The sequence below is a fragment of the Mesorhizobium sp. 1B3 genome, from assembly GCF_050958605.1.
Classification (GTDB): Bacteria; Pseudomonadota; Alphaproteobacteria; order Rhizobiales; family Rhizobiaceae.
Genome location: NZ_JBJHDO010000006.1, coordinates 283,791 through 297,493, shown reverse-complemented (window position 1 = coordinate 297,493; position 13,703 = coordinate 283,791). Strand labels below are relative to the sequence as shown.

At 63.3% G+C, this 13,703-nt stretch carries 11 protein-coding genes and 1 pseudogene; 9 read left to right on the top strand and 3 right to left on the bottom strand.

The genetic code is table 11. The features are described from left to right. The first annotated feature begins 1 nt into the window (after position 1). Both ACCO56_RS18705 and scpA read left to right on the top strand, forming a co-directional pair. Positions 2-2,005 (top strand): acetyl-CoA carboxylase biotin carboxylase subunit, encoded by a 2,004-nt coding sequence (locus ACCO56_RS18705; RefSeq protein ID WP_433642319.1) that lies wholly within the window; start codon positions 2-4, stop codon positions 2,003-2,005. A 199-nt stretch (positions 2,006-2,204) separates the two neighbouring features. Further along, the gene (gene scpA, locus ACCO56_RS18700; RefSeq protein WP_433642318.1) at positions 2,205-4,337 is read left to right on the top strand and encodes a methylmalonyl-CoA mutase; all 2,133 of its coding nucleotides are present in this window, start codon (positions 2,205-2,207) and stop codon (positions 4,335-4,337) included. Between the two features lie 324 nt (positions 4,338-4,661). Here scpA and ACCO56_RS18695 read toward each other — a convergent pair whose 3' ends face one another. Then, on the bottom strand, positions 4,662-5,357 hold the full coding sequence (locus ACCO56_RS18695) for a TetR/AcrR family transcriptional regulator (RefSeq protein WP_433642317.1): 696 nt from the start codon (positions 5,355-5,357) through the stop codon (positions 4,662-4,664). Between the two features lie 266 nt (positions 5,358-5,623). On the opposite strand from ACCO56_RS18695, the gene ACCO56_RS18690 reads away from it, so the two are divergent. From ACCO56_RS18690 to ACCO56_RS18680, 3 genes are read left to right on the top strand one after another with little or no spacing between them, the layout of a single operon-like run. Then, positions 5,624-6,379 (top strand): SDR family NAD(P)-dependent oxidoreductase, encoded by a 756-nt coding sequence (locus ACCO56_RS18690; protein ID WP_433642316.1) that lies wholly within the window; start codon positions 5,624-5,626, stop codon positions 6,377-6,379. 8 nt (positions 6,380-6,387) lie between these two features. Then, positions 6,388-7,599: an acyl-CoA dehydrogenase family protein gene (locus ACCO56_RS18685; RefSeq protein ID WP_433642315.1), complete on the top strand. Its 1,212-nt coding sequence runs from the start codon at positions 6,388-6,390 to the stop codon at positions 7,597-7,599. Positions 7,600-7,609: 10 nt separating this feature from the next. Further along, entirely contained in the window at positions 7,610-8,653 is a 1,044-nt protein-coding gene (locus tag ACCO56_RS18680; protein WP_433642314.1) for a phosphotransferase family protein, read from the top strand. Positions 8,654-8,914: 261 nt separating this feature from the next. Here ACCO56_RS18680 and ACCO56_RS18675 read toward each other — a convergent pair whose 3' ends face one another. Then, a complete protein-coding gene (locus ACCO56_RS18675) occupies positions 8,915-10,165 on the bottom strand; it encodes a D-amino acid dehydrogenase (RefSeq protein WP_433642313.1) in 1,251 nt (416 codons plus the stop codon). A 32-nt stretch (positions 10,166-10,197) separates the two neighbouring features. Then, complete coding sequence (locus ACCO56_RS18670) at positions 10,198-10,551, bottom strand: RidA family protein (RefSeq protein WP_433642312.1); 354 nt, start codon at positions 10,549-10,551, stop codon at positions 10,198-10,200. A gap of 161 nt (positions 10,552-10,712) precedes the next feature. Here ACCO56_RS18670 and ACCO56_RS18665 point away from each other — a divergent pair, with 161 nt between their 5' ends. The 4 genes and pseudogenes from ACCO56_RS18665 to ACCO56_RS18650 all read left to right on the top strand — a co-directional run bounded on the left by ACCO56_RS18665 (position 10,713) and on the right by ACCO56_RS18650 (position 13,695). Next, positions 10,713-11,417, top strand: a complete 705-nt coding sequence (locus ACCO56_RS18665; protein WP_433642311.1) for a GntR family transcriptional regulator — start codon at positions 10,713-10,715, stop codon at positions 11,415-11,417. Positions 11,418-11,743: 326 nt separating this feature from the next. Then, positions 11,744-11,896: pseudogene (locus tag ACCO56_RS18660) on the top strand (hypothetical protein); the annotation flags it as partial. A gap of 495 nt (positions 11,897-12,391) precedes the next feature. Further along, a complete protein-coding gene (locus ACCO56_RS18655) occupies positions 12,392-13,339 on the top strand; it encodes a calcium-binding protein (protein WP_433642410.1) in 948 nt (315 codons plus the stop codon). Between the two features lie 179 nt (positions 13,340-13,518). After that, on the top strand, positions 13,519-13,695 hold the full coding sequence (locus tag ACCO56_RS18650) for a hypothetical protein (RefSeq protein WP_433642310.1): 177 nt from the start codon (positions 13,519-13,521) through the stop codon (positions 13,693-13,695). Positions 13,696-13,703 lie beyond the last annotated feature (8 nt).

Here is a 13,703-nt window from a genome sequence, read left to right as displayed (position 1 = left end):
GATGTTCAGGAAAATCCTTATCGCAAACCGCGGTGAAATCGCCTGCCGTGTCATCAAGACGGCGAGGAAGCTCGGCATCGCAACGGTCGCAGTCTATTCCGACGCCGACCGTGAGGCGCTGCACGTGAAGATGGCCGACGAAGCCGTGCATATAGGTCCCGCGCCTTCGGCTCAGTCCTATATCGTCATCGACAAGATCCTCGATGCGGTGAAGCAGACCGGCGCCGACGCCGTACACCCCGGCTACGGCTTCCTCTCGGAGAATGCTAATTTCGCCGAAGCCTTGAAAGTCGACGGCATCGCCTTCATCGGCCCGCCGCCGGTCGCCATTGAGGCGATGGGCGACAAGATCACCTCGAAGAGGATCGCCGCCTCCGCGGGCGTGAGCACGGTGCCCGGTCACATGGGGCTGATCGAAGACGCCGACGAAGCGGTGCGGATCGCCTCCTCGATCGGTTATCCCGTGATGATCAAGGCTTCCGCCGGCGGCGGCGGCAAGGGCATGCGCATCGCCTGGAACGAGCAGGAAGCGCGTGAGGGCTTCCAGTCGTCGCGCAACGAGGCGAAAGCCTCCTTCGGCGACGATCGCATCTTCATCGAGAAATTCGTCACCGAACCGCGCCACATCGAAATCCAGGTGCTCGGCGACCAGCACGGCAACATCGTCTATCTGGGCGAGCGCGAATGTTCGATCCAGCGCCGCAACCAGAAGGTGATCGAGGAGGCCCCGTCGCCTTTCCTCGACGAGGCGACGCGCAAGGCGATGGGCGAGCAGGCCGTGGCGCTGGCCAGGGCGGTCGGCTACTTTTCGGCCGGTACGGTCGAGTTCATCGTCGATGGGGAGCGCAATTTCTATTTCCTCGAGATGAATACCCGCCTGCAGGTCGAGCATCCCGTGACCGAGTTGGTCACCGGCCTGGACCTCGTAGAGGAGATGATACGCGTCGCCGCCGGCGAGCGGCTCCGCTTCACGCAGAACGACGTCAAGCTGGATGGATGGGCGGTCGAAAGCCGCCTCTATGCCGAGGATCCCTACCGCAACTTTCTGCCGTCGATCGGCCGGCTTACACGTTACCGCCCGCCGGTCGAAGGCCGCCGCGACGATGGCACGATCGTGCGCAACGACACCGGCGTGTTCGAGGGCGGCGAGATTTCGATGTATTACGACCCGATGATCGCCAAGCTCTGCACCTGGGCTCCCGATCGCCTGGCCGCAATCGAAGCGATGAGCGCCGCGCTCGATGACTTCGAGGTGGAAGGCATCGGTCACAACCTGCCATTCCTCTCGGCTGTGATGGAGCAGCAGCGGTTCCGCGAAGGCCGGTTGACGACAGCCTATATCGCGGAAGAGTTTCCTGACGGTTTTACGGGGGTGGTGCCCGGGTTGGCCGATGCAAAGATGATCGCCGCGGCTGCGGCGTTCATCAACCTGCGGCTGCAGCGCAGGAATGCCCAGATCTCCGGTGCGCTCGCCAACCATAGGAGACCGATCGGCCAGGACTGGGTCGCCACTTTCGATGACTACAGTTTCCCCACCCATTGCCGGGATGACGGCGACGTCACTCTCGTGGAATTCGACGATGGCTCGGCGCTGGATGTTTCCAGTGACTGGCAGCCCGGCGCGACGCACGCGTCCTTCGATATCGGCGGCAAGCGGATTGGAATCAAGACGAGTCTGGGCGGCTCCGGCATCCGGCTCAGATGGAGGGGCATCGATACGATCGCATTCGTGCGGCCGCCTCGCGTCGCCGAACTTGTGCGCCTGATGCCCAGGAAGCTGCCGCCGGACACGTCCAAGCTCCTGCTCTGCCCGATGCCGGGCGTCCTGACCACGATCACGGTGGCCGAGGGCGATACCGTCGAGGCCGGCCAGGCGCTCGCCACGGTGGAAGCGATGAAGATGGAGAATGTGCTGAGAGCCGAGCGGCGCGCCACCGTCAAATCCGTCGCGGCCAAGGCCGGCGCAAGCCTTGCCGTGGACGAACTCATCATGGAATTCGCGTGATCATGGCTGCGACAGGCACCCCCCTCTGGCCTGCCGGCCGTCTCCCCCTCAAGGGGGGAGATTGGATCGCAGTTCAGTTTTCGCCAACCGTCGACAATTGGCGAAGCAATCAATGGCAGCCAATCTCCCCCCTTGAGGGGGAGATGGCCGGCAGGCCAGAGGGGGGTGAGACCGCTCCTCAGTCTCTCGGGAGGTTCTCATGACTAAGCTCGAATTATGGCGCGCGGCGGCCGAGAAGGAGATCAAGGCGGATCCCGACAAGCTCGTCTGGAACACGCCCGAAGGCATCGAGGTGAAGCCGCTTTACACGGCGGACGACCTTCAGGGCGTCGGCCATCTCGGCTCGCTGCCCGGCCAGGCGCCATTCGTGCGGGGCCCGCGCGCCACCATGTATGCCGGCCGGCCCTGGACGATCCGCCAATATGCCGGCTTCTCCACGGCGGAGGAGTCCAACGCCTTCTACCGCAAGGCGCTTGCCGCCGGCCAGCAGGGCGTGTCGGTCGCCTTCGACCTGGCGACTCATCGCGGTTATGACAGCGATCACCAGCGCGTCGAGGGCGATGTCGGCAAGGCCGGCGTGGCGATCGATTCCGTCGAGGACATGAAGATCCTGTTCGACGGCATCCCGCTCGGCAAGGTCTCGGTATCGATGACCATGAACGGTGCGGTGATCCCGATCCTCGCCAGTTTCATCGTCGCCGGCGAGGAGCAGGGTGTGGCGCGGGCCCAGCTCTCGGGGACCATCCAGAACGACATCCTCAAGGAGTTCATGGTCCGCAACACCTATATCTACCCGCCGGAACCATCGATGCGGATCGTCGCCGACATCATCGAGTATACGGCGCAGGAGATGCCGAAATTCAACTCGATCTCGATTTCCGGCTACCATATGCAGGAGGCCGGGGCGACGCTGGTGCAGGAACTCGCCTTCACGCTGGCCGACGGGCGCGAATATGTGCGGGCGGCGCTGAAGAAGGGCCTCAATGTCGACGACTTCGCCGGGCGGCTCTCCTTCTTCTTCGCCATCGGCATGAACTTCTTCATGGAGGCGGCCAAGCTCCGCGCCGCGCGGCTCCTGTGGACCCGCATCATGGAGGAGTTCGAGCCGAAGAAAGCCTCCTCGCTGATGCTGCGCACCCATTGCCAGACCTCGGGCGTGTCGCTGCAGGAGCAGGATCCCTACAACAACATAGTCCGCACAGCTTTCGAGGCCATGTCCGCGGTGCTCGGTGGCACGCAATCGCTGCACACCAACTCCTTCGACGAGGCGATCGCACTGCCCACCGAGTTCTCGGCCCGCATTGCCCGGAACACTCAGCTCATCCTCCAGCACGAGACGGGCGTGACCAAGGTCGTCGACCCGCTTGCAGGCTCCTACTATGTCGAGGCGCTGACCAGCGAACTGGCGGAAAAGGCCTGGGCCCTGATCGAAGAGATCGAGCAGCAGGGCGGCATGACCAGGGCCGTCTATGAGGGGCTGCCCAAGCGAATGATCGAGGAGGCTGCAACCCGCAAGCAGGCCGCGATCGACCGGGGCGAAGAGGTGATCGTCGGCGTCAACAAATATCGGCTGGATGAGGAAGACCAGATCGACACGCTGGAGATCGACAACACGGCCGTGCGCCAGTCGCAGATCGCGCGGCTCCAGCGCGTGCGCCGACAGCGCGATCCGAACGCGGTTGAAGCCGCCTTGGCGACTTTGGAGGAAGTGGCGCGCACCGGAGAGGGCAATCTGCTGGGAGCCGCGGTGGAGGCGGCCAGGGCGCGCGCTACCGTCGGCGAGATTTCCGACGCCTTGCGTCGTGCCTTCGGCGACCATGCCGTGGTTCCCGAAGTCGTCGGCGAGATTTACGGCAAGGCCTATGACGGCGAGCCGGAATATCGCACCTTGCTCTCCCGCCTCGACCAGGTCGCGGCCGCGCTGGGCGGCAAGCCCCGTATCATGGTGGCCAAGCTCGGCCAGGACGGCCACGACCGTGGCGCCAAGGTCATCGCCTCGGCATTCGGCGACATCGGTTTCGAGGTGCTGGCGGGCCCGCTGTTCCAGACGCCAGGGGAAGCCGCAGACCTGGCCGTCCAGTCCAGGGTTCATGTGGTGGGCATGTCGTCGCTGGCGGCAGGCCATAAGACGCTGGCGCCGCAACTCGTCGAAGCCCTCAAGGCAAGAGGTGCCAGCGAAGTCGTGGTCGTCGTCGGCGGTGTCGTGCCACGCCAGGACTATCAATATCTCTACGATCACGGCGTCGCCGCCGTCTTCGGGCCCGGCACCAACGTCCTCGACGCCGCCAACGCCGTGCTCGACCTCCTCGAAGGCAAGCGCCGGAACCGGTAGCGGAACTTAAGATTAGTATGATCAGAAGCGTTGACTTCTGACCGGCCGCATTCGCCCCTCACTGTCCTGCCGGACATCTCTCCCCGCACGCGGGGCGAGAGACGCCGGCCGCTTGGGTTTCGCCAATCACCAGCGGGGCGCGATTGGCGAAAGTGGAGATGAGAGCGGTCTTCTCCCCGCATGCGGGGAGAAGGTGCCGGCAGGCGGATGAGGGGCTTGGCTAAACGGTGGATCCCTATCGCTGCTGGGATAAGCCAGCTTCCTGAAGTGCGAGCCTGGAGCAATTCCAGGAAAAGTGGGAACCGGTTTTCCGGCCGAAATGCTCTATCGAGCGGGCTTTGAAATCGCCGCGGCGACCATGTCGCAGACCGCGTCGATATATTGCTCGATCGTTGTGCCGCGTTTCCGATATTTGCCGCGCTTCACGTACCAGTCCTGCAGCAGGGGCTTGATCAAGGACGCAGTGAGTTCGACGTCGGCTATGTCGAATAGATTCTGTTCAACACCGCGCCTCAGCACGCCGGCGAAGATCTCCTCGGTGGCGACCTCGCTGTCCGTGGCCATGCGACGCTCGTTGGCGGGGAAGGACTTCGCCTCCATATAGGCGAACACGAACCAAGGCTGCATGGCTTCGGTGAGCCGTATATGCGCCTCGATCAACCAGCGCAGGTGGGTTTGCGGATCGTCGGCAATGTCCGGCGGCGCGGAACCCAGCACTTCCCTCACCGTGGTCGATACTTCGCCCAGGACCATCGACAGCAGCGTCGTCTTGTTGTCGAAGTAAGAATAGAGTCCACCCATGCTGAGCCCTGAGGCCTTGGCGAGATCCCGCAGGCTGGTTGCCTGAAAACCGCGCCGGTTCGACAGTTTCAGGGTGGCCTCGATGATGCGGGCAAGATTGGCGACCGCGAGATGCGGCTTCTGGATGCGGATGGCATCGCGATGCCTTTCGAGGATGCGTGCACACAGCGCTTCCGTGGAGAATTCGGTTGTCCAGTATCTGCGGTTTGCGACGTTCAAGCCGTTTCCCATCTCACTTCTTCCATGCACCCTATCGTATCGAGGCCTGCGGTGGAAACCGCATTCGGGAGAAATCCGAAGCGAAAACAAAAGGCTAGGCCGGCAATAGGGGTAACAGTCGAAACACCGCCTCTGTCCTGCCGGACATCTCCCCAACAAGGGGCGGAGATGTTCGGCAGGGCAGAGGCGAAGATCAAACATCCTATTGCAAAAGGATTCGATTGTGCATAAAAAATCGAGCGCTCGCTCGTTTTTGGGAGGTTCCCATGCTCTTCGATGATCTCCAGGGCAAGAGAGCCCTCATCACCGGGGCTTCCGGCGGACTTGGCTTGCATTTTGCCGAGCTGCTTGCGCGTTATGGCGCGTCGGTCACGCTGGCGGCCCGCCGCAAGGAGGCCCTCGCCGAGGCCTGCGCGAGGATCGTTGCCGGGGGCGGCAGCGCTTCGTCGGTCCAGATGGATGTCGCCGACGCTGCCTCGGTGGTCGCGGCGCTCGCCGAGGCCGGGCCGGGTTTCGACATACTGATCAACAATGCCGGGATTTCCGGGGCGGCGCCCGCGCTCCAACTCGACGCCGAGGAGTGGGATCGCGTTTTCGATACGAATCTCAAAGGGGTGTTCGTCGTCTCCCAGGCGGTCGCGCGCGGTATGAAGGCTTCCGGTCGCGGCGGCGCGATCGTGAACATCGCTTCTATCCTTGGTCACCGCGTCGCCGGCAATCTCAGCGCCTATGCCGCTTCGAAGGCCGGCGTCATCCAACTCACCAAGGTTCTGGCTCTCGAATGGGCGCGCGAGGGCATCCGCGTCAACGCGCTTTGCCCCGGCTACATCGAGACCGACATCAACCGCGAATTCTTCGAGTCGGAAGCGGGCCTCCAATTGATCAAGCGAATTCCGCAGCGCCGGCTGGGCCAGGCGCGGGAGCTGGATGGCGCGCTCCTGCTGCTGGCTTCCGCCGCCGGCAGCTACATCACCGGCTCGTCCATCGAAGTGGATGGCGGGCATCTCGTCTCATCTCTGTGAGGGACCTCATGAATTTCGAAATTCCAGCCCGCGTCGAAGATTATCGGGCGCGCATCGCCGATTTCGTTGATCGCGAAATCCTGCCGCTCGAAGCCGATCGGGCGTCTTTCGACGCTCACGGCAATATCGCGCTGCCATTGCTCGACACGTTGCGAGCCAAGGCGCGGGCGCAGGGGCTGTGGTGCCTGCAGCTCAAACCAGAGACGGGTGGGCAAGGGCTCGGCAAGATGGGCATGGCCGTCTGTTACGAGGAGATGAACCGCTCGATCTTCGGGCCCGTGGCCTTCAATTCCGGCGCGCCGGATGACGGCAACATGATGGTGCTCGAAGCATTGGCCACGCCGCAACAGAAACAGAAATGGCTTGCCCCCATCGTCGAGGGCCGGGTCCGATCGGCTTTCGCCATGACCGAGCCGCATCCGGGCGGTGGGTCCGATCCGTCGATGATCATGACCCGGGCCGAGCGCCGGGGCGATAAATACGTGGTCACAGGGCGCAAGTGGTTCATCACCGGAGCCGAAGAAGCGAGCCATTTCATTCTTGTCGCCCGCACTTCCGACGATGCCCGGCACGGGCTCTCCGCGCTCCTGTTCCATAGGGATCAGCCGGGATGGCGCATCAAGCGCCGCATCGAGATCATGGGGCCGGAAGAGCATGGCGGCCATTGCGAGTTGGAATTCGACGGGCTCGAGATCCCGGCCGAAGACCTGTTGGCCGGCGAAGGCAAAGGCATGAAGGTGACACAGGTGCGGCTGGGACCGGCGCGGCTTACCCATTGCATGCGCTGGCTCGGCCTTGCCAAGCGCTGCGTCGAGATCGCGCGCGCCTATGCCGCCGAGCGCTATGGCTTCGGCCAGCGCCTGGCCGACCGCGAGAGCATCCAGCTGAAACTCGGCGACCTCGCCATGCGCATCGAAATCGGCCGCATGCTGGTGATGAAGGCGGCTTGGGAGCTCGATCGCGGCGGTTTTGCTCGCAAGGAAGTGTCCATGGCCAAGGTGCATGTCGCCAACGTGCTGCACGACGCGGCCGATATCGGCATCCAGATCAATGGTGCCCGGGGCTATTCGACGGACACCGTGCTGGAATGGATCTATCGATATGCCCGTCAGGCGAGGCTGGTCGACGGCGCCGACGAGGTCCACAAGATGGTGTTGAACCGCTTCCTGAATGAGGAGGAGCTGGGTTTCTGGCGCTGGCGCGTTGAAGGCGAGGCGTAGGGAACCGGCTATGGAGGGTGGACAGCCAACCCGCGCGCAGCAACTGGACTTCGACCCGGACGCCCTGGAATCTTTTCTCCGCCAGCGCTTCGGCCAAGGCACGATGTCGCTCGAAAGGATCAGCGGCGGCCAATCCAATCCGGCCTATTTTGTCGATTTCGGGGGCCGTCGCATGGTGCTGCGCAAGAAGCCGGCAGGGCCCATCCTGCCCGGAGCGCATGCCATCGACCGTGAGTTTCGCGTGCTCCAGGCACTTGAGCCCACCGACGTGCCGGTGCCGAGCCCCATCTTGTTTCACCACCAGGACGAACCGCTGGGGACGCCCTTTTACCTGATGGAGCGGCTCGATGGCCGCGTCTTCCACGACTGCTCGCTACCCGGGCTTAGCCGGGAAGAACGGCGGGGCGTCTATCTCGGCATGGCCGAGGCGCTCGCGAAACTGCATGCCGTGCGTCCCGACGAGATCGGTCTCGGCGATTACGGAAAACCCGGGAACTATTTCGAACGTCAGATAGGCCGCTGGACGAAGCAATTGAGGGCATCGCCCAGCGAACGGATCAACGCGCTCGAAATCGTGGCCGACTGGCTGCCGCGGAACATGCCCGCCGACGATGGCCGCGTGTCGATCGCGCATGGCGATTTTCGCTTGGGCAATTTGCTCTTTCATGCTGACAGGCCGGAGGTGATCGGCATTCTCGACTGGGAGCTCTCCACCCTCGGCCATCCTCTCGCCGATCTCGGCTTTTGTTCCATGACCTGGCATTCTTCTCCTGAGGAGTATGGCGGTATTCTCGGGCTGGACCTGGAAGCGCTCGGCATTCCCACCCAGCGCGAGTTCCTCGACCATTACTTCGCCCATGCGGTATCGACCGCGCCGCTGCAGCGCTTTCACCTCGTTTTTTCGCTGTTTCGCTTCGCGGTGATCTTCGTCGGCATCGCCGACCGGGCACGCGCGGGCAATGCCGCCGGGGCCGACGCCGCCGAAGTGGCACCGCTGGCCGGCCGCTTCGCGGCCAGGGCCGTCGAGATCATCGAAGGCGCTCGTCCCTGGTGATTGCTGGGGTGGGCTGATGCGAGCTTGAGACGCCCGCGTGTTCGGGCGTCTTCCAGGTTCCCCCTCTCCGTCTCGGCTTCGCCGAGCCACCTCTCCCTCACTTCGTGGGGAAGAGGAAGGGCGCCGAGCGTGCGCCGGCGGTTCCTCTCCCCTACGCGCAGCGTGGGGGAGAGGTGGCTCGGCGAAGCCGAGACGGAGAGGGGGAGCTGTTGCACGCCCTATATCATGTTTGTACGCACAGGAGCTGCGCACGACGCCTGGCTAATTCACCAGCATGCCGGCGGGGTCGAAGCCTGGGCTTGCCCGTTTGACGATGTCGGCGGTGATGCGGGCCGAGCCGGCCGACATGGTCCAGCCCATGTGGCCGTGACCGACATTGAAGACCATGTTGGAGAAACGTCCGCCGCGCCCGAAGATGGGGGTTCCCTCGGGCGTCATCGGCCTCAGCCCCGCCCAATATTGCGGCTTGGCGTAGTCGGCGCCCTTCGGGAAGATGTCGCGGATCGCCGCAAGCATGTGACGGAAATCGTCCGGCTTGTGGGACTTGTCGAAGCCGGCGAACTCGGCGGTGGCCGTCACCCTCATCCTGTCGCCGAACCGGGCGTAGGCTACGAGATTGTCTTCGTCGACACCGCCCACCGTGGGCGGCAGGCTGGAGGCTTCGATCGGCATTGTCACCGAATAGCCCTTGATCGGATAGATCGGCAGGGAAACGCCGAGGCGTCGCGCAAAATCGGGGGCGAAGACCCCGAGGCAAAGCACGAACTCGTCGGCGGCGACGGTGCCCTTGGAGGTGACGACGCGGTCGATCCGGCCGCCGGTTGCTTCGAAACCTTTCACCTCCGTGTCGAACTGGTAGGTCACGCCGAGCTTCTCCGCGCAGTAGCGGGCGAGATTCTGGGTGAAGACCCGGGCATCGCCGCTGCCGTCCGAAGGGCAGTAGACCGCGCCCGCGAACTTGTCCTTGACCGCGGCGAGCGCCGGGTCGATACGCGCGGCTTCCTCGGGCGAGATCGCGCGCAGTTCCAGCCCTTCTTCAGCGAGGATGCGGGTGTTGGCGGAACCGCGCGCGAAGGATTCCGGCTTGCGGTAGAGGTAGAGCAGACCGCCGTCCAGGCCGTGATATTCGACGCCGGTCTCCGCCACGATGCCCGTGAGCCGATCCTGGGAATAGAGGCAGAGCCGCACCTTGCGCTTGGTGTTGGCGCTGGCCTTCTCGGCCGTGCAATTCATCAGGAACTTCCACGACCAGGACCATAGCCGGGGGTCGAGGCTGGGGCGGAAGCGCAGCGCCTGGCTGTCGTCGACGAGCGAGCGAAGCAGGATGCGCGGCGCCTTCGGCGACGACCATGTATAGGCATGGCCGGGCGCGATGAGTCCCGCATTGGCGAAGCTGGTCTCCGCCGCTGCCTCGGGCAGGCGTTCGATGACCGTCACCTCGTGCCCGTCGCGGGCGAGCTCATAGGCTGTGGTGATGCCGGCAACACCGGCGCCGAGCACGGCAACGCGCATCCTCGATCTCCGTAGCTTGCTCTGGACGCTGCTCAGAGAGCAGCGATCACGGCGATCTCGACCGTGAACTGCGGCGCAGCCAGCTTCGATTCCACGGCAGCGCGGGCAGGGGTGTTATCCCTAGCCACCCAGCCGTCCCAGACCGCGTTCATCTCCGCGAAGTCGGCCATGTCGGCGAGCCAGATAGAAGCGGACAGCAGCTTGGTCTTGTCGGTGCCTGCCTTCGCCAGCAACGCATCGATACGGTCGAGGATGTTCCTGGTCTGCGCGGTGACGCTTTCGCCTCCCGCGTCGAGAGCGACCTGACCGGCGAGATAGACCGTGTTGCCATGGACCACGGCCTGGCTCATGCGCGGGCCACCGTCGATTCGCGTGATGCTGCTCATTCTGAAACTCCAAATTTCATGCTCAACGGCCGCGACTATATGTGGACAGAAGTGTATCCACAAGAGGATTGTGAACTGCACTTCACCATGCCATTAGTGCGGCGATGCGAGCATTGATCGACTCAGAAACGGGGGCTTGAGCCGGTCGGAACGGAGTGAAGGTGCAGACGACAGCCAAGCCGAAGAAGACGGGCCGCGCGGCCGACAGCGTCGATAAGGTCTATCAAGCGGTCAAGGAATTGGCGGTCGAATACCGCTTCAAGCCCGGCGAGCGCGTCAACGAGGTGGAGCTGGCCAACAGGCTGGGCGTCTCCCGGACCCCCGTCCGCGAAGCCCTCAACCGGCTGGCGCGCGACGGCTTCATGAGCTTCGTCCCCAATCGCGGTTTCTATGCGCGCGACATTACCCCGGAGGGCGTGCAGGAGCTCTATGAGCTGCGCGCGGCGATCGAGCGGGCGGCCTTCAGGCTTGCTTGTCAGCGCGGCAGCGACGCCGACATCGCCAAAGCCGTCGCGATCTGGCAGAACAACAGCGATCTCGGGTCGACGACCGACTGGGCGAAGGTGGCGGAGGCCGACGAGGCCTTCCACACCGCCGTCGTCAAGCTCGCCAAGAACGAGCGCATGCTTGTCGCCCTGGAGTCCGTCAACTCGCTGATCCGTTTCTTCCGGCGCATCGATCTCGAAAGCAGCCGCCGCCGGGGCGGCCTGTACGACGAGCATGCGGCCATCATCGATTGCCTCAAGCGTCGCGATGGAGAAACCGGCGGAGAGCTCCTGGAGCGCCACATCACGCTGAGCTCGGCTCACGCGGTGGAGGTGACCAAGGAAGGCCTGGCACGGATCTTCTTCGGGAGGACGGGGTAGCGCCCACGTGCCCTCGGAGATCGTTCCCTGGATTTCTCACCGATCGCAAAATCGAGTTACTTCTGGTGGCGATCGGAATCTCCCTTCGACTTAGAAGGCTCATCAATTCAGGCGGCATCGTTTCAAAATGAGACACTAATGCGCTGGTGGAAATCATTGCGATTTCGAGCAATGCTTTCTTCACCAGCTTGCTTGCCGTGACTAGGCTGATCATCCCGGCCGAGGCCGAAGGGCGAGGCGACCCAAGCCTCATCCACCCCCGCTCCCAGAGACACGATCGTGCCCTCGGCAAAGAGTGCTTGCGGCGTTGATAGCAGGAGGAGAGGATGCGGATCTCAAAAAACCAGGCAGCAGAGCAGGCAACGAGCACCAGCCAGCGCCTTGGGGATCTCACGGCGATCGAATGGCTTTTCCTCATCGATCCGGTCAACGATGCGATCATTGGCACCAGGCGCAACGACACGCTCAGCGCACAGGCCGAGGGCGACATCGTCTTCGGGCGTGCTGGTGATGACGACCTGAGCGGCGTATTCAACCGGACGGGGCTCATCGGCGGCAGAGGCCATGATACGCTGACGACCGAGGTCGTCGTGCCGGTAACGGGCACCGAGCCTGTTCACGGGCTCGCGATCCAGATCGGCGGCTCGGGCAACGATGCTCTCGATGCGACCGTGACGCTCCAGGGCGGAGACATTCGGGACAGGGATGTGACCGCCGAGGTCTTGGTCGACGGCGGCCGCGGCAACGACACGATCAATGCCGTGGCGAATGTATTTCGCCCGACATTCGGAAACGTGATCGTAACGACCCGCGTTCTCGGCGGGAGCGGCGATGACACCATTGATGCCCTCGCGGACACCCGAGGTGCGGGTGGGGTCGACAACTTCGCCATGAACTCCGTCGATGGCGGTTCCGGTGATGACCACATCAGGGCTCAGGCTGAAACGGAGCTCGTAGCAAGCCATGCGACAGCCATGAACGTTCTCAATGGCGGGGACGGCAACGACGTCTTGGACGCCTCAGCCAGGGGGAGGTCCATTTCCACCGAGTTGGTGTCGAATTCCCTTCACGGCGGCCGAGGCGATGACGTGCTACGGGCTTTCAATTTTACAAATTCCGACTTCGGGACGCCGGTCGGCATTAACGAGTTGTGGGGTGATGACGGCAGCGATGTCCTCGAGGCAACCCATTCCGCCAGCTTTAACGGCGTCACCGATGTCACCAACCGGCTGGATGGTGGCAAAGGAGATGACAGCCTGAACGCGGACATCACCGGGAATGGTGGGAGTGTACGGGCCCTGAACCGCCTCGACGGAGGCGATGGACAGGACACTTTGATAGCGCGCCTCGATGTTGTGGCTATTGGCGGGGCGCCTGTGCGGCCTTTATACGATGTTGCGAATGTCTTGAATGGAGGATCCGGCAACGATCATCTCGAGGCTTTCCTTTCAATAGGCAGACCTGATGTCACAGGTACTTCTCCAGTCGAGAACCGCCTGGACGGCGGCTCCGGCCACGACACTCTTGTGGCTACCGTTGCGCCCGGCACGGTTCCAGGGAGCAGCTTTCTCAACGGCGGCTCTGGCAACGACCGGCTCACCGTCTTCGGCGGCTCGGGGAATGTCCTCAACGGAGGAGACGGAAACGACACGCTGGTTGGCGGCATCGGCGATGACGACCTGATGGGGGAAGACGGTGCCGACCGCTTCGTCTTCGCTCCGCAAAGCGGGCACGACACGGTAGATTTCGAGAAAGGCCAGGACATCCTGGATTTCCGCGCCCTCGCCGCAACCGTCAGCAGCTTTGCCGATCTGGATATCGATGTGATCGGGCAAGACAGTGTCATTCACTTCGACACCGATGACGATCTCACCGTCCTCGGCGTGACGGATTTGAGCGAGAGCGATTTCTTGTTCGCGTGAGTGTAGGGCGCTGCGTGTCCAGATGGACGCGCAGGGTCTGTGATCCCGCAAGCTTAGCGAAGTGGCGCGAGGTTGCTACCGAATCGGAGCCGATGCGGTAGCCTTCCAGCTATCTGTTTTTTCTCGGTTCCTCAACAGCCAGAGGGGTAGCACAGCCTCGGGTTGCAGCCATACGGTTCTTGGCTGGCCTAACGAGCATCGCCGCGGCCGCCATCCTCGGCACCCAGCAGATCAATCTCATGAAGCTAGCCATCCTCAAGCTCGCTAAGAACGAGCGCGAGCTTGTCCCTCTGGAGCGCGTCAACTCCCTGATCCGCCTCTTCCTGTGCATAAATCTCGAGAGCAATCGCCATTAGGGCGGCCT